We start from the raw sequence: 21,167 nt of genomic DNA, 5'->3' as shown, positions 1-21,167 counted from the left end.
GGCGCTCTGTTCTGCCGATACAAATTTAACTGCTGAAATCGTACATGCCGGGGATCAGCACTAGCTGTGCTGCTACCTCTGCGGCTTTGGTTTTACCCAAGAGCAAATCGATCAGCTTTAGCGCAAACTCCATTGAAGTGCCCGGTCCTTGGCTAGTGAGCAGATTGACGCGCGGATCAAAAACGACACGCCTTTCTATCCACTGATCCGGTGGGATTTGCTCTTTCAGACTGGGGAAACCAGTCATGTTCCCTACCGGGAACAGTTTGTGATGCTGCAATACCAGCGCAGGCGCGGCACAGATTGCGGCAACAATCTTGCCCTGTAGGTGCATTTGGCGGACTTTTTCTACCAGCAACGGGCTATCGCGGAAGCATTCAGCCCCTTTAATTCCCCCTGGCAGGACAATGGCATCGAAAGGGTCATCCACAATCGCTACCAGCGGCGCGTCAGCCAGCAGTTTCACGCCGCGTGAGCAGATGATGGTCAGGTTGCCATCACCGGCTACGCTGGCGGTAGTGACCTTCACCCCGGCGCGCACCAGGAGATCGATAGTGGTAACGGCTTCTGTTTCTTCGCTACCAGGTGCTAGGCAAACCAACACCGACACGCTCATATTCATTTTCCTTTCGTTTAATTAATTCGAACAAACGGGTATTTTCTGGCAGAGGAATACCGTGGCTGCGTCCGCGCCGCAGCAAATAGCCGGTAATGTAGTCGATCTCGGTATGCCGCTGGGCGCGGATATCCTGCAGCATTGAGGAGATGTTGTCCGCCGTGAGTTGGATCACCTGCATAACGTAGGACATCAGATCTTCGCACGAAGTATGGTGGCCTTCCATTTCCATCACGCTGGCCACTTCGCGGCAGAGCATTTCTATCTGTTCCGGGTAACGCTGTAGATCGCCGTTGTGGCAGCCATACAGAGCAGTCAGTGGATTGATTACGCAGTTAACCGCCAGCTTGCGCCAACTGGCGGAGGCAATGTGGTTATGCCAGGCAACGTCCGGCAGCGCCTGATGTAGCACTTCTGCCAAGTGGCTGAGATGGATAGCCTGCGGCGTGATGGGGCCGATATGAGTCACCCCGTTCGCTACGTGAACAATGGTGTTGCCATCATGACGTGCTGCATGAGTGGTGGTACCTTGCAGCAGCGGCTGACTATGGGGTGGCAGTTCGTCCTGCGTTCCCATGCCGTTGTGAAGGAGCAAAATAGCGCAATGTGGGTTCAGCTTAGGCAATAGCGCAGTGACGGCACCGGAAACCTGCCAGGCTTTCAGCGTCACTAACAACAGTTCACTCTGCGCAAGATGTTCGGGGTCGTTGGTGGGTAAATTACGGTTGAACGATACGCCGTCAGGCTCGATCACGTTCACCGCACAAAATGGTTGGGGGACCCGTAACCATCCCTGTACGTCGTGGCCTTGCTGATAGAGCCGCGAAAGCCACAGTTGTCCGAGCGCACCGCAACCAAGAATGGTTATTTTCATTCAATCTCCTTGGTGTCCGGGAATACCGCTGATGAATCTGCCTATTATAGGCTTTTCTGTTGCCAAGCGTCTTGCCCGGCAGTGATATCGGAATTTTGCCTGCGGTCGTAAAGCAGGTATCATGCACCGCATCGAAATCGCTTAGGCTCTCATTCAGGAGGAAGAAGTATGCCATCTTTCGACATCGTTTCTGAAATTGATATGCAGGAAGTTCGCAATGCCGTTGAGAACGCAACGCGCGATCTCAGTACGCGCTGGGATTTCCGTAACGTCCCGGCCAGTTTTGAGCTGAACGAGAAAAATGAAAGCATCAAAGTCGCCAGCGAGTCCGACTTCCAGGTGCAGCAACTGCTGGATATCTTGCGTGAAAAACTGAGCAAACGCAGCATTGATGGCGGTGCTCTGGAGATCCCGGAAGAACTGACCCACAGTGGTAAAACCTACAGTGTTGAAGCCAAGCTGAAGCAAGGTATTGAGACGACGTTGGCGAAGAAAATTGTGAAGCTGATTAAAGACAGCAAGCTGAAAGTGCAAGCACAGATTCAGGGTGATGAAGTGCGCGTCACCGGCAAGGCACGCGACGATCTGCAAAGCGTGATGGCGCTGGTGCGTGGTGCCGATCTGGGGCAGCCGTTCCAGTTCAAGAACTTCCGTGATTAAAATAACCAGGGCCGCTTAAGCGGCCCTGGTTATTCTATAGTGCGTTGACCAGCGCTTCTAATTGGCCACGATTGGTCTGTTTGGTATCAACCTTCACATAGGCACTGCGTTCTTCTGGCACCACAACGGCTTCTGCTACGCCCGGTTGGGCCATCAGGCGGCTTTGCAGTGCTGAATCCTTCACCGCCAGCTCAGAGAGTGTGATACGCAGGCTGCTGACGTACGGTGGTTCCTTCATGGTGCTGCTGACCACAAACCAGATGGCGGCAATCACCGCTCCGGCGATAAACACCAACCCTGCACCCTGTACCCCATACAACCAACCCCCGAGGCTACCGCCGATGGCGACGCCGATAAACTGGCTGGTGGAGTAAACCCCCATTGCTGTGCCTTTATAACCCGCAGGAGATTCTTTGCTGATCAACGAAGGCAGAATCGCTTCCATCACGTTAAATGCCATGAAGAACAACTGCACGCCGGCAATGATGCCCCACAGGTGTTGCCCGGCAAACCACAGCAGCACTTCGGCACAAAATAGCACCGCTACGCAGCCCATGAAAACTTGCTTCATGCGGCGATATTTTTCTGCATAAATAATGAAGGGCACTACGGCGGCAAAGGAAACCAACATGGTGACCAGATACACTTTCCAGTGATCGCTGGCGGCCAGCCCGGCGTGTTGCATGGCTAGCGGCAGGGCAACGAAGCTCGACATCAACAGGATGTGCAGGCACATGATGCCGAAGTTGAGTTTCAGCAGACGCGAATTGCTCAACACCTTACTGAAACTGCCACGCACGATACTCGATTCGCGGTTCAGCACGTGATCGTCGGCGGAAGGGACCACCGTCAGCGTAATCACGATCCCTGCCAATGCCAACACGGCAATCATCCAGAACAGCGCATGCAGGCCGAAGGCATGGGTAACGATCGGGCCAACCACCATCGCAATGGCGAAGGTAATGCCGAAACTGACGCCGATAAATGCCATCGCCTTGGTGCGGTTCTGCTCACGAGTCAAATCCGACAGTAGCGCCATCACCGCGGCGGCAATCGCCCCGGATCCCTGCAAGGCGCGGCCAAGAATGATCCCCCAGATGGAATCGCTGACGGCGGCGATCACGCTACCAAAGGCAAAAGTCAGCAGGCCGCCGACGATCAGCGGTTTACGCCCGATGCGATCGGAAACCAGCCCGAACGGGATCTGAAAAACGGCCTGCGCCAAACCATAGATACCGATCGCGATACCTATCAAGGCTTCACTGGCACCGTTCAGCGCCATGCCATAGGTGGTGAGAACCGGCAGTACCATAAACATGCCGAGCATGCGCAGCGAGAAAACGGTTCCCAATCCCCATGTCGCGCGGCGCTCTTGGGGCGTCATTACATTGTCGTTCATCGTGACCTCAATAAAACCTATTCCGTCAGGCTGGGAAGATTAAAGCCTGATGGAATAGCTTCTGGCAAGCTGCGTCATTTTAGTGTGTGGGGTAAGGGGGGTAAATTGAATGTTGTTTAACAGATATTACAGCGATACCCTTATTACTTGAAGCAGCAGCGTTGTTGGCTGCGGATATTCGCCCAATCACTTACTGGAGTAAGCTCATGGGGGCTCACACCCTTGCCGCCTAGCTGCAACTCCAATTACTTTGGGTATAATTGGTTTTTCTGCGAGACAAATAAAATGGGCCGCTCAGCGGCCCATTCACAGATTACTGGCTTTACCAGGCGTAGCTTAACAACGTCTCCGGTGAAGCTCCTACGCTGAAGTCGATAGACATCATCACGCTCAGCGAAGTAATGGCAACAATCGAGAACACAAACAGTTTGCGTGCCCAGACGCTGTCATTTTCGGTTTTGTAACCACGCAGTGCCATACCTAGCCACCAGACGCTCACCGCCGCTGCGACGATCAGGTATTTGTAGCCAGCGTAACCGCCCAGAGTCAGCATCAATGTCGCGATCATAAACGCCAGAATGTAGACCGTAATATGATTTTTAGCGACAGAAATACCCTTCACCACTGGCAGAACCGGAATGTTGGCTGCTTGATAATCCTTAAAGCGGAAGATGGCAATCGCATAAGAATGCGGCATCTGCCACAGGCTAAAGATCGCCAGCAGGATCAACGCTCCAGCGTCAAACTCGTTGGTGACGGCACAATAACCGATCACGGGTGGAGCCGCGCCCGACAGGCTGCCGATTAGCGTGCCGTATACCGAGTGGCGTTTCATGTACAGGCTATAAACGCCGACATAAACCACAAAACCCATTACTGCCAGCCACATGGCCAGCGGGTTCGCGGCGATATACAACAGTGCAAAACCAGCAATACCCAACAGGGTAGCGTAAACCAGGGTCACACTCGGCGCGATCAGGCCCCTTACCAGCACCCGATTCTTCGTTCTCTCCATTTTCTTGTCGATGTCACGGTCGATGAAGTTGTTAAATACACAACCCGAGGCGACCACCAACGAGACACCCAACAGGGTGGCGAGAAACAGGGGGTAGTTGATGCTCCCTTTGGAAGCAAGCAGGAACCCCCCAACGACAGAAATTAAATTGCCGAAAATAATTCCTGGTTTAGTGACTTGCAGGTATTGCTTAATCATCGCGTACGGCTCTTAATCGACCATCATATTGAGGTTGAGGTTGTACATAATCCAGAGTGAACCCACAACAACAATACCGATGATCATAATGGTGAACAGTAATGCCACCAGGTTCCAGCGCTCTTCCGATGAGGTGTTCATGTGGAGGAAGTAAACCAGGTGAACAATCACCTGGATAACTGCCATACCGACCACGACCGCCAGGATGGTGGAGTGAGAAGCGGTGCCACTCATTACCATCGCAAATGGAATTACCGTCAGAATGATCGACAAAATAAAGCCGGTCAGATATGACTTCACGCTGCCGTGGCTTGCGCCACCGTGAGAGGTTTCATGGGATGGATGGCTCATGGCATAACCCCCAGCAGGTAGACAACGGTAAATACGCAGATCCAGACCACGTCCAGGAAGTGCCAGAACAGGCTCAAGCACATTAGACGGGTTTTATTGGTTGGATTCAGGCCGCGTTTGCTGACCTGAATCATCAACACGATAAGCCAGACCAGACCAGCACTCACGTGCAGACCGTGGGTGCCGACCAGTGCAAAATAGCTGGACAGGAACGCACTGCGATCGGGACCAAAACCTTCAGCAATCAGGTGATGGAACTCATAGATTTCGATCGCCACGAACGCGAGGCCGAACACGAAGGTCAGCATCAGCCATTTGTTGACGTTGCCAGCCAGGCCTTTGTTCATGCCGATCATCGCCATTCCGTAGGTGATGGAGCTGAACAGCAGCAGGAAGGTTTCGACCAGGACCAACTTCAGATCGAAGATGTCCTTGCCTGAGGGACCGCCAGCGGTCCCGTTCACCAAGACTGCATAAGTTGCGAACAAGCTCGCAAACAAAATACAGTCGCTCATCAGGTAGATCCAGAATCCGAAGACTTTAGTCTCGCCTGCATCGTGGTGCCCATGTTCTACATGGGCTGCGTTATGCTTAGTCAGGATATCAGTTGACATGTTTCACGCCTGCTTTGCTGATTTGTTCATAGCGTTGATTTTCAATGCGCTCGATCTCATCAACCGGTACATAGTAATCAACATCTTCATCGAAGCTCTTGGCAATCCAGGTAACGATCATGCCGACAAAGCCAGCGATCGCCATCCACCAGATATCCCAGATCATCGCGAAACCAAATACCAAGCTGAAGCCAGCAATAATCACACCGGCACCGGTATTCCTCGGCATATGAATTGGCGCGTATTGCGCTGGCTTCTTGTACGCTTCACCTTTCTCTTTCATGTCCCAGAAAGCATCACGATCGTGAATCTCTGGTACAACAGCGAAGTTATAGAACGGAGGAGGGGAAGATGTTGACCACTCCAGCGTACGGGCACCCCATGGGTCACCGGTCAGATCACGGTTTTTCTCGCGATCGCGCACACTGACCAGGATCTGAATCACCTGACACAGCACGCCACAGGCAATCAGCGCGGCACCACTGGCAGCAACCAGCAACAGCGTGTGGAACTCTGGGTTGATATTCTGGCTGAGGCGGCGGGTCATCCCCATAAAGCCCAGGGCATACAGCGGCATGAAGGCAACGAAGAAGCCGATGATCCAGAACCAGAATGCACGGATACCCCATTTTTCATTCAGCGTAAAACCGAAGGCTTTAGGGAACCAGTAGGTCAGGCCAGCGAAGCAACCAAATACCACACCACCGATAATCACGTTATGGAAGTGGGCAATCAGGAACAGGCTGTTGTGCAGCACGAAGTTTGCCCCTGGTACTGCCAGCAGTACGCCGGTCATCCCACCGATGGAGAAGGTGATGATGAAGCCAACGGTCCACAGCATCGCAGAGTTGAACTGGATACGGCCCTGATACATGGTGAACAGCCAGTTGAAGATTTTCACCCCGGTCGGGATGGAAATGATCATGGTGGCGATACCAAAGAAGGCGTTAACGTTAGCGCCGGACCCCATGGTAAAGAAGTGGTGCAGCCAGACGATGAACGACAGAACGGTGATCGCGATGGTTGCCCATACCAGAGAGGTATAGCCGAACAGACGCTTCCTTGAGAAGGTTGCGGTCACTTCGGAGAACACACCGAACACCGGCAGAACCAGGATATACACCTCTGGGTGACCCCAGGCCCAAATCAGGTTGATGTACATCATCATGTTGCCGCCCATATCATTGGTAAAGAAATGGGTGCCCAGATAGCGATCCAGGGTCAGCAACGCGATGGTGACGGTCAGAATTGGGAATGAAACAATGATCAGAATGTTGGTACACAGCGCTGCCCAGGTGAACACCGGCATCTTCATCAGAGGCATACCAGGGGCACGCATCTTCAGAATAGTCGCGAAGAAGTTCACGCCGGTCAGCAGGGTACCCAGACCGGATATCTGTAGACTCCAGATCCAGTAATCGACACCGACACCAGGGTTGTATTCCTTACCTGAAAGCGGTGGATACGCCAACCAGCCGGTCTGGGCGAACTCACCCACCCCCAGAGAGACGTTGATCAGCACAACGCCTACCACGAAGAACCAGAAACTCAGGGAGTTCAGGAACGGGAAGGCAACGTCACGTGCACCGATCTGCAACGGCACGGCAATGTTCATCAGGCCTACCACGAAAGGCATAGCCATGAAGAAAATCATGATTACGCCGTGAGCGGTAAAGATCTGGTCATAGTGGTGCGGCGGCAGGAATCCGGCCTCACCGGCAGACGCGAGAGCCTGTTGACCACGCATCATAATGGCATCGGCAAAACCACGCACCAGCATCACCATTGCGACGATGATGTACATGATACCGATTTTTTTATGGTCGACAGAGGTCAGCCATTCGCTCCACAGCCACTTCCATTTGCCGAAATACGTTATCAGCGCCAGCAGTGCCAGGCCTCCAACGAGAATTGCAGCAACGGTGACCATGACGATCGGTTCGTGAATCGGAACCGCATCAAGTGTTAATTTTCCCAACATCAGATTATTCCTCAGCTCCGGCGTGAGCATGTTCGCCCATGTCCATACCCTGGCTCATGACCATGCCTTCATGCGCGGAAGTTTCTGCGCCTTTATGCATGTGCATGTCACCCATGAATTTGCCAATAGTCTCTTTGAACAAATTCGGTCTGACACTGGAGAAGTACTCAACCGGGTTGTTTTCACTCGGCTCTGCCAGTTTGTTAAAATCGCTGGTGGCATTAAGGGTATTAGGCGATTGCTTCACCTTGGCCACCCACTGATCGAAGTCGCCTTCGGTTGGTGTGACAATTGCGGTGAACTTCATACCTGAGAACCCGTGGCCACTGTAGCTGCTGGAAATACCTTTGTATTCACCCGCTTCGTTGCCAATCAGGTGCAGTTTGGTCTGCATCCCGGCCATCGCATAAATCTGCCCACCTAACTGAGGAATAAAGAACGAGTTCATTACCGAGTTGGAGGTGACTTTAAATTCGACGGGAACATCTTTCGGGAACGCCAGTTCATTAACGGTCGCGATACCTTGCTCTGGATAGATGAACAGCCATTTCCAGTCTAACGACACCACTTCAATGGTCATTGGCTTTTTGTCAGTGACAATTGGCTTGAATGGGTCCAGTGCGTGGGTGGTTTTCCAGGTAATGGTGCCAAGGATGGCGATGATAATGATTGGAATGGTCCAGACGACCGCTTCAATCTTGTTGGAGTGTGACCAATTGGGTGTGTACTTGGCCTCTTTGTTGGAGGCACGGAACTTCCAGGCAAAAGCGAACGCCATGAAGATCACTGGAACTACCACGATCAACATCAAGCCGATTGCAGTAAGGATCAGTGTCCGTTGTTCAACACCTATTGCTCCTTTGGGATTCATCAAAACCATATCACAACCACTGAGCATTACCGTGGCTGCAATTAATGACAGCATCCCAATACTTTTATTGTATTTCTTAAGTCTCATCTAACGACCCCAATTACAAAGGCACTATCGTCGTTTCATGTGTGCGGGCATTTTACGGGAAGGTTGCAGTACTGTAAACATGCTTAAGGGAGTGTCAGTGTCTTGTTGACCCTTTCTGTTAAGGGGGTCACACATGTAACGTCAGGTGACAATTTACTAATGGCAACAATGTGTTGGCGGGCTGAATCGTGCCGGGCAGGCGGTATTTCAAGGAAAACCAACGGTATGCTGGAGGATATTGGTAAATCCTCCGCTTTCAAATATGAGTGAAAAGTATATTTAATGTAAAATAATTGTTTTTTAAAAGTGAATTTATTTTTATTTCCGAGTAAGGCACTCGGGTAAAAAATAATTTCCGCGTCAATATTATTTTTTCAACGAAATAAATTCATTTCTCTGATGCATTTTTGTCGGCCAGCGTTTCGACTGGCCGACAAAAAATCAGACTAACCGTGTGCGGCGTAGAGCCAGATAGTCGAGAGCGCTACCCATCACAATACCCACTAGACTCAGAAGGGCTCCCGTTTGCAGTATCTGGACGGCAAGATTTGTCCACTGCGTCCAATCAAGCGCGTTGGTAATCAGCAAAAGCAACCACAGAGCGAGCAGCGAACAACCCGTAGCTAGCAGGCGTCGCGCCCAACGATAGCTTTGTTGGAACTCGGTGCGTGGCATGAAATTGCCGGTCTGCTGAGTGTATTCCAGCGTTTGGCGACAAATGGCCAACAGCAGCAAACCAGGCAGGGCCGCGACAATGGAGAACAGATAGAACAGCGGCCAGCCGTGAGCCTCGACAAACCAGCCAGCGATCGGGCCGACATAGACACGCCCGACGGCTGAAAGCGCCGAGAGCAAGGCAAATTGGGTAGCGGAAAAAGATTTGTTACACAGGGTCATCAGCAGGGCGACAAACGCCGCAGTGCCCATGCCACCGCACAGGTTTTCCAGGAAAATAGCGCTGCCCATGGTGATGATATTTTTATCGGTAACCGCCAATAGCCAGTAGCCGATATTGGAAACCGCCTGCAAAATACCGAACAGCATCAGAGCGCGGAACAGCGTCAGGCGCTGCATCAATACGCCGCCAAACAGCGCACCGACTATAGTTGCAAACAACCCAAGCGTCTTGTTTACCAGCCCAACTTCCCCGGCATCAAACCCCACGCCACGGATCAGGAAAGTGGTGCTCAGGCTACCCGCAAAGGCATCACCCAATTTGTACATCACGATCAGCAGCAGGATCAGCCAGGCGTTATTGCGGGCGAAGAAATCTCGCAGCGGTGCTACTACCGCCTGCTCCATGGTGCGTGGTGCAGGAATACTGTTGTCCGGTTCTGGCGCCATCAGGGTTGCGGCGACGCCGATCAGCATCAACCCGGCCATCAGCCAATAAGTAGCCTGCCAACCGAGGTAACGATCGGCCAACCACAGAGCCAAACCGCCGGAAACCAGCATCGCCAAGCGGTAACCCAGTACCGAAACTGCCGCACCGGCACCGCGTTCTTCCGCCGACAGCAGATCCGTTTTATAGGCATCAAAAACAATATCCTGCGAGGCAGAGCAAAACGCGACCACCACCGCCAGTGCGGCCAGCCACCATAAATGTTGCGTTGGGTTCATAAACCCCATAGCGACAATCGCTACCACCAGCAGCAATTGGCTGATTAACAGCCAGCCACGCCGCCGCCCGAGAAATGACGGGGTGTAGCGATCCATAAACGGTGACCACAGGAATTTGAAGACGTAGGCCTGACCCACCAGCGAGAAGATCCCGATGGTTTTCAGATCGATATTTTCGACGGTCATCCAGGCTTGCAGTGTACCGGAAGTCAATGCCAGTGGCAGCCCTGAGGCAAAGCCCAGCACTAGCAGCATAATGGAGTTACGCTGAGTAAAAATATTCAGATACTGTTTAGACATGAGGTCCTTGTTTGCGCTGCCCGAAAAACCAGGCAGCACAAGGCATTAACGGATTAACGTGCGTTTTGCTTGATAAATTCGTTGACGCTGGTGTCCTGTGCCATATCGGCAATGACATCGCCCAGCACGGTGTTAACCGCATTAGTGATTTTTTCGTTCGTTGCGGTGAAGGCACCCTGTACGTTATAGGTAGAGCGATAGTTTTTCACCTGTTTGCTGCCGTTCTTCGCCTGAGCAATGATGGATATATCCGCTTTGGTGGTGATGTTGTAACGCAGGTTGCCTTCGGAGACGTCAGCAAACAGATTGTTTACGACGATCTGCAGATCTACCGCGCCAGCTGGGCCAATCATATAGCCGCGTGCGCCCATTTGTTTTTCCAGCACTTCCTGTAATAGGAAGCGCAGATCGCGTGAAGGCAGCAGGGTAATTAACTGGCCATCACGGTTCACTTTAGCCAGCGCCTGGTCTTGACGCTGATCGGCCCCATTGATGCTGATAGTGATGCCTTGCAGAGTCGGATCCTGTTGAGGAAGAACGATCTTTGGGGTCACGTTCAGCGTATTGGTGCTAGCGGCACAACCGGCAAGCATCAATGCAGCCAGCAGTGGAAGAAAAAGTTTTTTTAACATATGACTGTCTCATCAATCGTGGTTATTAGTTTATGGGCGCTTAGTAATCAAAGCGCTAGAGTCAACAACAAATTGCCGACATCATAGCATCGTCGCCAACAGGGGGAAGCGTTGAACGTGGCCGAGTGATAAATTTTTACCCGGCGTTGATAAAAACATGCTTTTTCGTCCAGCTCAATCAGATAAACTCCAAGCGCTACATTATGTTGGCATTTTTCTCAGTTGAGGGCAGATAAATTTACGCCAGTGAAGAGTCTGGCGGGAGTAGAAGCGGCTAATATTGAATTGGATGGGCAGGTAAATAGTGCCAGTGTTGTAAGGAGAATCTATGATTCGCGAGCAGATAGAAACAAAATTAAGGGCGGCATTTGAGCCCGCGCATCTGGATGTGGTTAATGAAAGCCATAACCATCATGTTCCGGCGGGTTCAGAGAGCCATTTCAAAGTTGTCATTGTCAGCGATCGTTTTGTCGGCGAGCGCTTTCTGACGCGCCATCGTTCTATTTATGCCGTGCTAGCGCAGGAGTTGGCGGACGGCGTACATGCGCTGGCATTACATACTTATACCCTCAAAGAGTGGGAAGAGCTGCAGGATACGGTACCGGCTTCACCGCCTTGTCGTGGTGCAGGGACAGAGGCGTGATGGCTAAAATTTACGGTATCAGTGGAACTTTCCCCACTATTTAAGGTATTACTACTGACGAATTTTGCGACGGCCTGCGGGCCGTTGCTGTTTTTGATGACGACAAAGCCGATGTGGAATGCAGTTCCGATGGTCTTGGTTCGACGCTATTTTGGCGAAAAACCGGCAAAAGTGTGATTTTTAACGCACCAGTACCGCCTTGCCATCCTCGACTCGCTACGCATGCGCCGCTATAATGTCGCGTCTTATTTTTCCGGAATGGTTTCGGGCACTTCTGACATCAGGGAACTCGGTTCTGTAATGTAGCCGTCCTGGTTCTTGGAACGGAGTTGACCGAGCACTGTGATTTTTTTGAGGTAACAAGATGCAAGTTTCAGTAGAAACCACTCAAGGCCTTGGGCGCCGTCTCTCTATTACTGTACCCGCTGATGTTATCAAGCAAGCGGTGAAGAAAGAGCTGATCAACGCAGCGAAAAGCGTGCGTATCGACGGTTTCCGTAAAGGCAAAGTGCCGATGAACATCGTTGAACAGCGTTATGGTGCTTCAGTTCGTCAGGATGTGCTGGGCGAACTGATGCAGCGCAACTTTGTTGACGCCATCATCAAAGAAAAAATTAACCCGGCTGGTGCACCAAACTATGTACCGGGCGATTATAAAGAAGGCGAAGATTTCGCTTTCACGGTTGAGTTCGAAGTGTATCCAGAAGTTGAGCTGAAAGGCCTGGAAAACATCGAAGTTGAGAAGCCAGTGGTTGATGTTAACGATGCTGATGTTGACACCATGCTGGACACCCTGCGCAAGCAGCAGGCAACCTGGAAAGAGACCGATCGTGCAGTGGCTGCTGAAGATCGTGTGACCGTTGATTTCTCTGGTTCTATCGATGGCGAAGAGTTTGAAGGCGGTAAAGCGTCTGATTTCGTGCTGGCGATGGGTCAGGGTCGTATGATCCCAGGCTTTGAAGAGGGTCTGGTTGGGCACAAAGCGGGCGAAGAGTTCACCATCGACGTTAACTTCCCAGAAGATTACCACGCAGAAAACCTGAAAGGTAAAGCGGCCAAGTTTGCTATCGTGCTGAAGAAAGTTGAAGAGCGCGAACTGCCAGAATTGACTGAAGAATTCATCAAACGTTTCGGCGTGGCTGATGGTTCTATCGCAGGTCTGCGTGCTGAAGTGCGTAAAAACATGGAACGCGAACTGAAAGGCGCCGTGCGTAACCGCATCAAGACTCAGGCTATTGACGGCTTGGTCAGCGCTAACGAAATCGACGTACCTGCTGCGCTGATCGATGGCGAAATCGACGTTCTGCGTCGTCAGGCTGCACAGCGTTTCGGCGGTAACGAGAAGCAAGCGCTGGAACTGCCACGTGAACTGTTCGAAGAGCAGGCTAAGCGTCGCGTTGTTGTCGGCCTGCTGTTGGGCGAAGTGATCAGCACCAACGAGCTGAAAGCTGACGAAGATCGTGTGAAAGCCCTGATCGAAGAAATGGCCTCTGCCTACGAAGATCCAAGCGAAGTTATCGAGTTTTACAGCAAAAACAAAGAGCTGATGAACAACATGCGTAACGTGGCTCTGGAAGAACAAGCGGTTGAAGCTCTGCTGGCAAAAGCGAAAGTGTCTGAAAAAACCACCACTTTCAGCGAACTGATGAACCAGCCTCAACAGGCGTAATGCCGGTTGAACGTAGGGGCGCAACCTGTTGTGCCTATGGTGCTAGCGTGTTGGCACCCTACGTTGTGAAAAGCCCGTAACTCCGGTTACGGGCTTTTCTTTTGCCACGTGACTGATTAATCTCAAGTTCACTGTGGCAATATGCACTATATTTATTTTGTTATGGGTTGCAGATGGTGGCGGAAAGCTTGTCGTCGTAGCCTTGCCACACAGGGATGCCGGTGAAAATAGTTCACCGGGCTTGAAATTCTGTCTGTGGCCCCAACTTCTACAACAGCATGGGCTGTTTTGATGATCACGCCGTCAGGTTAGCGTGGAGCCTGTCGTCAGCTTGAACGTAGTCATGGTGAGCGTTCTCAAGTAGAATCGACAGACAATGGCGCCAAGGCAATTTCTATTAGGAGACGGTAATGTCATACAGTGGCGAACGAGATCAATTTGCACCTAACATGGCTCTGGTGCCAATGGTGGTAGAGCAGACTTCACGCGGGGAGCGTTCTTACGATATTTATTCCCGCCTGCTGAAAGAGCGTATTATCTTCCTGACCGGTCAGGTAGAAGACCATATGGCTAATCTGATCGTGGCGCAGATGTTGTTCCTCGAAGCAGAAAGCCCGGAAAAAGACATTTTCCTGTATATCAACTCACCGGGTGGCGTGATCACTGCTGGCATGTCAATTTATGACACCATGCAGTTTATCAAACCGGACGTTAGCACGATCTGTATGGGCCAGGCATGTTCAATGGGTTCATTCCTGTTGACCGCAGGTACCAAAGGCAAGCGTTTCTGCCTGCCGAATTCACGCGTGATGATTCACCAGCCGCTGGGCGGTTATCAGGGGCAGGCGACGGATATCGAAATCCATGCGCGCGAAATCCTCAAGGTGAAAGCTCGCATGAATGAGCTGATGGCGCAGCATACCGGCCAATCGCTGGAGCAGATTGAACGCGATACCGAGCGCGATCGCTTTATGACCGCAGAAGAATCGGTAGAATACGGTCTGGTAGACAGTATTCTGACGCACCGCAGCTAGGGCGAAATATAAGTGCGAGCTGATAGACTATAGTATTCAGAGTGAGCTACGCTCGCTCTGAACAGTATTATCGGCGTTCCCGGTATAAAGTTTGGGTGCACTGCCGCCGTAAATTCCTGCGGGACAAAGACAAAATAAGAGGTTTTACTCATGACAGATAAGCGCAAAGACGGTTCAGGAAAGTTGCTGTACTGCTCTTTCTGCGGCAAAAGCCAGCATGAAGTGCGTAAGCTGATTGCCGGGCCGTCAGTGTATATCTGCGATGAATGTGTTGATCTGTGTAACGACATTATTCGCGAAGAGATTAAAGAAGTTGCCCCGCATCGCGAGCGCAACTCATTGCCAACGCCGCACGAAATCCGCCATCATCTGGACGATTATGTCATTGGTCAGGAACAGGCGAAGAAAGTCTTGGCGGTGGCGGTGTACAACCATTATAAGCGCTTGCGCAATGGTGATAGCAGTAACGGCATCGAATTAGGCAAAAGTAATATTCTGCTGATTGGCCCGACCGGTAGCGGTAAAACCCTGCTGGCAGAAACCCTGGCGCGCCTTCTGGATGTGCCTTTCACCATGGCCGATGCCACCACACTGACCGAAGCCGGTTATGTGGGTGAGGACGTGGAGAATATTATCCAGAAACTGTTGCAGAAATGTGACTATGACGTGCAGAAAGCCCAGCGTGGCATTGTCTACATTGATGAAATCGATAAGATTTCCCGCAAGTCAGACAACCCTTCCATCACTCGCGATGTCTCGGGGGAAGGTGTGCAGCAGGCACTGTTGAAGCTGATCGAAGGCACCATTGCCGCTGTGCCGCCGCAGGGTGGGCGTAAGCATCCGCAGCAGGAATTCTTGCAGGTTGATACCTCCAAGATCCTGTTTATCTGTGGTGGGGCCTTTGCTGGCTTGGATAAAGTGATCGGCCAGCGGGTGAATACCGGTACCGGTATTGGCTTTGGTGCCACCGTTAAGGGTGAATCTGAAAAAGCGACCGAAGGCGAACTGTTGTTGCAGGCTGAACCGGAAGATTTGATTAAATTTGGTTTGATCCCGGAATTTATCGGCCGTCTGCCAGTGGTTGCAACGCTGAGCGAACTGAGCGAAGAGGCGCTGATCCAGATCCTGAAAGAGCCGAAAAATGCCCTGACGAAACAGTATCAGGCGTTGTTCAATCTGGAAGGTGTGGAACTGGAGTTCCGCGATGAAGCGCTGAACGCCATTGCCAAGAAAGCCATGACGCGTAAAACCGGGGCTCGTGGCCTGCGTTCGATAGTTGAAGGTGCACTGCTGGATACCATGTATGACCTGCCTTCGTTGGAGAGCGTGGACAAAGTGGTGATCGACGAGTCGGTGATCTCCGGCAATTCCAAGCCGTTGCTGATTTACGGTAAACCGGAAGCACAGGCATCTGGCGAATAATTAGCCAGCCAAACCAGAAGGTTATTAGCAAAATGGGGGATTTTATCCCCCATTTCTTTTTCCATACATTCTTGCCGTTGAATGTAAGAGATTCATCCCCATATACTCATAATCCAGATTTTGTGAAACGTTTGATGCTGGCGTCTCATGAGATTCCCCCTCAACCTGGCGGAAATTAAACTAAGAGAGAGCTCTATGAACCCTGAGCGTTCCGAACGCATTGAAATCCCCGTTCTGCCATTGCGCGACGTGGTGGTTTATCCGCACATGGTGATCCCGTTATTTGTTGGCCGGGAAAAATCGATTCGGTGCCTCGAAGCCGCAATGGATCACGATAAAAAGATCATGCTGGTGGCACAGAAAGAGGCCTCAACGGATGAACCTGGCATTAACGATTTATTCTCTGTCGGTACCGTAGCGTCGATTTTGCAGATGCTGAAGCTGCCGGACGGCACGGTGAAAGTGCTGGTCGAAGGCTTGCAGCGTGCGCGCATCACTACGCTTTCTGACAGCGGTGAGCACTTTGCCGCCAAGGCCGAATACCTTGAATCACCCGCGATCGATGAGCGTGAGCAAGAAGTTCTGGTGCGTACCGCAATCAATCAGTTTGAAGGTTACATCAAGCTGAATAAAAAAATTCCACCGGAGGTGCTGACGTCATTGAACAGCATCGACGATGCTGCACGCCTGGCGGATACCATTGCTGCGCATATGCCGCTGAAGCTCAGCGACAAGCAGTCGGTGTTGGAGATGTTCGACATTACCGAACGTCTTGAATACCTGATGGCGATGATGGAGTCGGAGATCGACCTGTTGCAGGTTGAGAAGCGCATCCGTAACCGCGTCAAGAAGCAGATGGAAAAAAGCCAGCGCGAGTACTATCTGAATGAGCAGATGAAGGCCATTCAGAAAGAATTGGGCGAAATGGATGATACGCCAGACGAGCATGAAGCGCTGAAGCGTAAGATCGAAGCGGCAAAAATGCCGAAAGAAGCGCGCGAGAAGACCGAAGCGGAACTGCAAAAGCTGAAAATGATGTCGCCGATGTCAGCGGAAGCCACCGTGGTGCGTGGTTACATCGATTGGATGTTGCAGGTACCGTGGAATGCGCGTAGCAAGGTGAAAAAAGACCTGGTCAAGGCGCAGGAAGTGCTCGATACCGATCACTACGGCCTGGAGCGTGTCAAAGATCGTATCCTTGAGTACCTCGCAGTACAGAGCCGCGTCAGCAAAATCAAAGGCCCGATTCTGTGCCTGGTTGGGCCTCCGGGAGTCGGTAAAACCTCGTTAGGGCAGTCGATCGCCCGTGCCACCGGCCGCCAATATGTGCGTATGGCGTTGGGTGGCGTGCGTGACGAAGCGGAAATCCGCGGTCACCGTCGGACTTACATTGGCTCCATGCCGGGTAAGCTGATCCAGAAAATGGCCAAGGTTGGGGTGAAAAACCCGCTGTTCCTGCTGGATGAGATCGACAAGATGTCATCCGACATGCGTGGCGATCCGGCTTCTGCACTGCTGGAAGTGCTGGATCCAGAACAGAACGTGGCGTTTAACGATCACTATCTGGAAGTGGATTACGATCTGTCTGACGTGATGTTCGTTGCGACTTCTAACTCGATGAACATTCCGGCACCGCTGCTGGACCGTATGGAAGTGATCCGTCTTTCCGGTTATACCGAAGACGAAAAACTGAACATTGCCAAACAGCACCTGTTGCCGAAGCAGCTTGAGCGTAACGCGCTGAAGAAAGGCGAACTGACGGTTGATGATAGTGCCATTACCGGCATTATCCGTTATTACACCCGTGAGGCTGGGGTGCGTAGCCTGGAGCGTGAAATCTCCAAGCTGTGTCGTAAAGCGGTGAAATCGCTGTTGATGGATAAAACGCTCAAGCACATTGAGATTAATGGCGATAATCTGAAAGATTACCTGGGCGTTCAGCGTGTCGACTACGGGCGTGCCGATACGGAAAACCGCGTGGGTCAGGTGACCGGTCTGGCATGGACGGAAGTGGGCGGCGATCTGCTGACCATTGAAACCGCCTGTGTGCCGGGCAAGGGCAAGCTGACCTACACCGGTTCTCTGGGTGAAGTGATGCAGGAGTCGATCCAGGCTGCATTGACCGTGGTGCGTGCGCGTGCCGAGAAACTGGGCATTAACGCGGATTTCTATGAAAAACGCGACATCCACGTGCACGTTCCTGAAGGGGCAACGCCGAAAGATGGCCCAAGCGCAGGTATTGCCATGTGTACCGCTCTGGTGTCCTGCCTGACCGGCAACCCGGTGCGTGCCGATGTGGCGATGACCGGTGAGATCACGCTGCGTGGTCAGGTATTGCCGATTGGCGGCCTGAAAGAGAAGCTGCTGGCGGCACACCGTGGCGGTATCAAAACCGTGCTGATTCCTTACGAGAATAAGCGCGATCTGGAGGAGATTCCGGATAACGTCATTGCTGATCTGGAGATTCATCCGGTGCAGAAAATTGATGAAGTTTTGAACATCGCATTGCAGAACCCGGCCTTCGGCGCACTGCCTGTCGCAGTAAAATAGTGATGGATCGCAAAAACCACTGAGAAAACTTATGCTGGCAAGCCATTTCGGACTTGCCAGTATTTTTTTGTGCCGCTAAGTTAGATCCCTGTCGTGCCACGTATCGCTGCTGTTTGGCGGCTTGCCAAGGCTCGACAGGATTGATATAACAGCTGCGCTGTCGCAGCCGTAGGGATTTTCCGGTGCGACGTTTGAATTCTAGAGGGGATGATAGAGTGAATAAGTCACAACTGATCGACAAAATTGCCGCAGGCGCTGATATTTCTAAAGCGGCAGCCGGGCGTGCTTTAGATGCAATTATTGCATCCGTTACCGAATCCTTGAAAGAAGGGGATGATGTAGCTCTGGTTGGTTTCGGTTCTTTCACCGTGCGTGAGCGTTCAGCTCGTACCGGCCGTAACCCGCAAACCGGTAAAGAAATCAAAATTGCGGCAGCCAAAGTTCCGGCATTCCGTGCAGGGAAAGCGTTGAAAGACGCCGTAAACTGATTACCGCGTCTAAACGAATAGCAACACATAAACAATCACCTGACGCAGCGGTGCTGGTGAGGTAAGATACAAGGCGCATCAGATTGATGCGCTTTTTTATTTTTGTCGCAGGGAACGCGCCTGCACAAGGGTTTTTAATCCATATCACAGCGGAGTGTTGTCACACTATGATGGACAATTTACGCGCGGCTGCTAACAACATCGTGCTAAAAATCATCCTGGGCCTGATCATTTTGTCATTTGTTCTGACAGGGGTGGGCGGCTACCTGACCGGTGGTTCCGGCGATTATGCAGCGAAAGTCAATGGGCAGACGATCGAGCGTGCTCAACTGGAGCAGGCTTTCCAGAGTGAACGCAGTCGTATGCAGCAGCAGTTGGGTGACCAGTTTTCCGCATTGGCGGGCAACGAAGGTTACATGCAGCAGATGCGCCAACAGGTGCTGTCACAGTTGATTGACAACATGCTGCTCGATCAGTATGCCAAAAAGTTAGGCCTGAACGTGAGTGACGAGCAGGTGAAAGACGCCATCCGCAAGGCGCCTTATTTCCAGACTGATGGCCAGTTCGATAACGCCAAATATCTCGATCTGATTAGCCGTATGGGGTACAGCGCCGACAACTATGCGCAATCCATGCGTCAGCAGCTGATTAACCAGCAGATGCTCCAGGGCTTTGGCGGTTCCGGCTTTGTGCTGCCTTCCGAGTCTCAAGCCATGTCAGCGCTGATGTTGCAAGAGCGTGATGTGCGCTTGGCGACGATCGACCTGAAAGCATTGCAGGCCAAGCAGACCGTCACAGACGATGAGCTGAAAGCGTATTATGAGCAGAACAAGAACAGCTTTATCGCGCCAGAGAAGGTGAAGGTGAGCTTTATCGCGCTGGATGCGACGGCGCTGCAAGATAAAGTTACCGTCAGCGAGGCGGATATCAGTGCCTATTACGACCAGCATCAGAGCAATTACGGCCAGCCGGAGCGTAGAAATTACAGCGTGATCCAGCTGAAAACCGAAGCGGATGCCAAGGCGGTTCTGGATGAGCTGAAAAAAGGCGCGGACTTTGCCACGCTGGCAAAAGAGAAGTCTACCGACATTATCTCACGCCGTGACGGCGGGGTGCTGGGCTGGCTTGAGCCGGAAACTACCGCTGACGAACTGAAGCAGGCCAATCTGACCGAGAAAGGCCAACTGTCTGGCGTGGTGAAATCTTCCGTAGGTTACCTGATTGTCCGTTTGAACGACATCAAACCGGCAGTAGTGAAACCATTAAGTGAAGTGCATGATGCCATCACCAAGCAGGTGAAGCAGGAAAAAGCGGTTGATGCCTACTATGCATTGCAGCAGAAGGTGAGTGAAGCCGCGACTAGCGATAACGAGTCTCTGGCCTCTGCGGAAGAAGCCGCCGGTGCCAAGGCTGTGCAAACCGACTGGTTTACCCGTGACAATATCCCGGCAGCGCTGAATTTCAAACCGGTTGTACAGTCAATTTTCGACGGTTCATTGATCGGTGAGAATGGCGCTCCTGGCAGTAACTCAGATGTGATCACCGTAGACGGTGACCGTGCGTTTGTTATCCGCGTCACCGGCCACCAGCCAGAAGGCATTGAGCCGTTCGACAAGGTGAAAGATCGCGTTACTGAGATGGTGAAGCGCAATAAGGCGTTGCAGGAAGCGAAACTGCAAGGCGAGAAGCTGTTGGTTGAACTGAAGCAGGGTAAAGGTGATGACGCGATGAAAGCGGCAGGCCTGAGCTTTGGCAGCGTGCAGAAAATGACGCGCAATTCAGAAGAGCGTCAACTGCTGGAAACCGTATTCTCATTGCCTCATCCGCAGGATGGCAAATCAGTTTATGGCATGTCGCAGGATCGCCAAGACAACGTAGTACTGATCGCGTTGGATACGGTGCGGCCTGGAACTTTACCGGCAGATGAAATGAAGACCTTCGTCAGCAAAATGGAAGAGAACGCGGTGGGTATTGCCCTCGATTCACTGCTGTCTAATCTGCGTAAAGAAGCTAAAATCACCATGGGTGCGGCAGAGCAACAACCTCAATAAGCGCCGCATTTCTCTGCAACAGAATGTAATTCACAAAGGCCGCTTTCGCGGCCTTTTCCACATTTAACATCTGCCATTTGCTGAATATTTGC

The 21,167-nt window shown here is 51.9% G+C and carries 18 protein-coding genes; 8 read left to right on the top strand and 10 right to left on the bottom strand.

Annotated features, from left to right (window positions below):
• Window positions 1-25: 25 nt before the first annotated feature.
• Both yajL and panE read right to left on the bottom strand, forming a co-directional pair.
• On the bottom strand, window positions 26-616 hold the full coding sequence (yajL, locus tag AC2A1E_RS11445) for a protein deglycase YajL (RefSeq protein ID WP_484383845.1): 591 nt from the start codon (window positions 614-616) through the stop codon (window positions 26-28).
• Window positions 579-1,490, bottom strand: a complete 912-nt coding sequence (gene panE, locus AC2A1E_RS11440) for a 2-dehydropantoate 2-reductase (RefSeq protein ID WP_484383844.1) — start codon at window positions 1,488-1,490, stop codon at window positions 579-581. The genes yajL and panE overlap by 38 nt, the downstream gene beginning before the upstream one ends.
• A 168-nt stretch (window positions 1,491-1,658) precedes the next feature.
• Here panE and AC2A1E_RS11435 point away from each other — a divergent pair, with 168 nt between their 5' ends.
• Window positions 1,659-2,150, top strand: coding sequence for a YajQ family cyclic di-GMP-binding protein (locus AC2A1E_RS11435; RefSeq protein ID WP_024913870.1), 492 nt, complete (start codon window positions 1,659-1,661; stop codon window positions 2,148-2,150).
• A 34-nt stretch (window positions 2,151-2,184) separates the two neighbouring features.
• Here AC2A1E_RS11435 and AC2A1E_RS11430 read toward each other — a convergent pair whose 3' ends face one another.
• From AC2A1E_RS11430 to AC2A1E_RS11395, 8 genes are all read right to left on the bottom strand, one after another.
• On the bottom strand, window positions 2,185-3,549 hold the full coding sequence (locus AC2A1E_RS11430) for an MFS transporter (RefSeq protein WP_484383843.1): 1,365 nt from the start codon (window positions 3,547-3,549) through the stop codon (window positions 2,185-2,187).
• Window positions 3,550-3,871: 322 nt separating this feature from the next.
• Window positions 3,872-4,762, bottom strand: coding sequence for a heme o synthase (gene cyoE, locus AC2A1E_RS11425; protein WP_484383842.1), 891 nt, complete (start codon window positions 4,760-4,762; stop codon window positions 3,872-3,874).
• 12 nt (window positions 4,763-4,774) lie between these two features.
• The gene (locus AC2A1E_RS11420; protein WP_459399642.1) at window positions 4,775-5,113 is read right to left on the bottom strand and encodes a cytochrome o ubiquinol oxidase subunit IV; all 339 of its coding nucleotides are present in this window, start codon (window positions 5,111-5,113) and stop codon (window positions 4,775-4,777) included.
• Complete coding sequence (locus AC2A1E_RS11415) at window positions 5,110-5,727, bottom strand: cytochrome o ubiquinol oxidase subunit III (RefSeq protein WP_484383841.1); 618 nt, start codon at window positions 5,725-5,727, stop codon at window positions 5,110-5,112. Before AC2A1E_RS11415 ends, AC2A1E_RS11420 begins: the two co-directional genes overlap by 4 nt.
• Complete coding sequence (gene cyoB / locus AC2A1E_RS11410; protein WP_484383840.1) at window positions 5,717-7,708, bottom strand: cytochrome o ubiquinol oxidase subunit I; 1,992 nt, start codon at window positions 7,706-7,708, stop codon at window positions 5,717-5,719. The genes AC2A1E_RS11415 and cyoB overlap by 11 nt, the downstream gene beginning before the upstream one ends.
• A 4-nt stretch (window positions 7,709-7,712) precedes the next feature.
• Window positions 7,713-8,666: a cytochrome o ubiquinol oxidase subunit II gene (cyoA, locus tag AC2A1E_RS11405; RefSeq protein ID WP_484383839.1), complete on the bottom strand. Its 954-nt coding sequence runs from the start codon at window positions 8,664-8,666 to the stop codon at window positions 7,713-7,715.
• A gap of 441 nt (window positions 8,667-9,107) precedes the next feature.
• Window positions 9,108-10,586, bottom strand: a complete 1,479-nt coding sequence (gene ampG, locus AC2A1E_RS11400; protein WP_484383838.1) for a muropeptide MFS transporter AmpG — start codon at window positions 10,584-10,586, stop codon at window positions 9,108-9,110.
• A gap of 53 nt (window positions 10,587-10,639) precedes the next feature.
• Entirely contained in the window at window positions 10,640-11,218 is a 579-nt protein-coding gene (locus tag AC2A1E_RS11395) for a lipoprotein (protein ID WP_459399637.1), read from the bottom strand.
• 328 nt (window positions 11,219-11,546) lie between these two features.
• Between AC2A1E_RS11395 and bolA the strand changes: the two genes are divergently transcribed.
• The 7 genes from bolA to ppiD all read left to right on the top strand — a co-directional run bounded on the left by bolA (window position 11,547) and on the right by ppiD (window position 21,075).
• The gene (gene bolA / locus AC2A1E_RS11390) at window positions 11,547-11,861 is read left to right on the top strand and encodes a transcriptional regulator BolA (protein ID WP_484383837.1); all 315 of its coding nucleotides are present in this window, start codon (window positions 11,547-11,549) and stop codon (window positions 11,859-11,861) included.
• Between the two features lie 364 nt (window positions 11,862-12,225).
• On the top strand, window positions 12,226-13,530 hold the full coding sequence (tig, locus tag AC2A1E_RS11385; protein ID WP_484383836.1) for a trigger factor: 1,305 nt from the start codon (window positions 12,226-12,228) through the stop codon (window positions 13,528-13,530).
• Window positions 13,531-13,940: 410 nt separating this feature from the next.
• Window positions 13,941-14,564 carry an ATP-dependent Clp endopeptidase proteolytic subunit ClpP gene (gene clpP / locus AC2A1E_RS11380; protein WP_021180167.1) on the top strand — a complete coding sequence of 208 codons (624 nt, stop codon included), beginning with the start codon at window positions 13,941-13,943 and terminating at the stop codon, window positions 14,562-14,564.
• A 150-nt stretch (window positions 14,565-14,714) separates the two neighbouring features.
• Window positions 14,715-15,986, top strand: coding sequence for an ATP-dependent protease ATP-binding subunit ClpX (clpX, locus tag AC2A1E_RS11375; protein WP_484383835.1), 1,272 nt, complete (start codon window positions 14,715-14,717; stop codon window positions 15,984-15,986).
• 195 nt (window positions 15,987-16,181) lie between these two features.
• Window positions 16,182-18,536: an endopeptidase La gene (gene lon, locus AC2A1E_RS11370; RefSeq protein WP_459399633.1), complete on the top strand. Its 2,355-nt coding sequence runs from the start codon at window positions 16,182-16,184 to the stop codon at window positions 18,534-18,536.
• 215 nt (window positions 18,537-18,751) lie between these two features.
• Complete coding sequence (gene hupB / locus AC2A1E_RS11365) at window positions 18,752-19,024, top strand: nucleoid-associated protein HU-beta (protein ID WP_024913884.1); 273 nt, start codon at window positions 18,752-18,754, stop codon at window positions 19,022-19,024.
• A gap of 167 nt (window positions 19,025-19,191) precedes the next feature.
• Window positions 19,192-21,075: a peptidylprolyl isomerase gene (gene ppiD / locus AC2A1E_RS11360; protein WP_484383834.1), complete on the top strand. Its 1,884-nt coding sequence runs from the start codon at window positions 19,192-19,194 to the stop codon at window positions 21,073-21,075.
• Window positions 21,076-21,167 lie beyond the last annotated feature (92 nt).

This window comes from Serratia sp. HNCC26DJ206 (assembly GCF_057180605.1).
The sequence above is the reverse complement of the archived record's forward strand: the minus strand, read 5'-3'. Positions and strand labels throughout refer to the sequence as shown.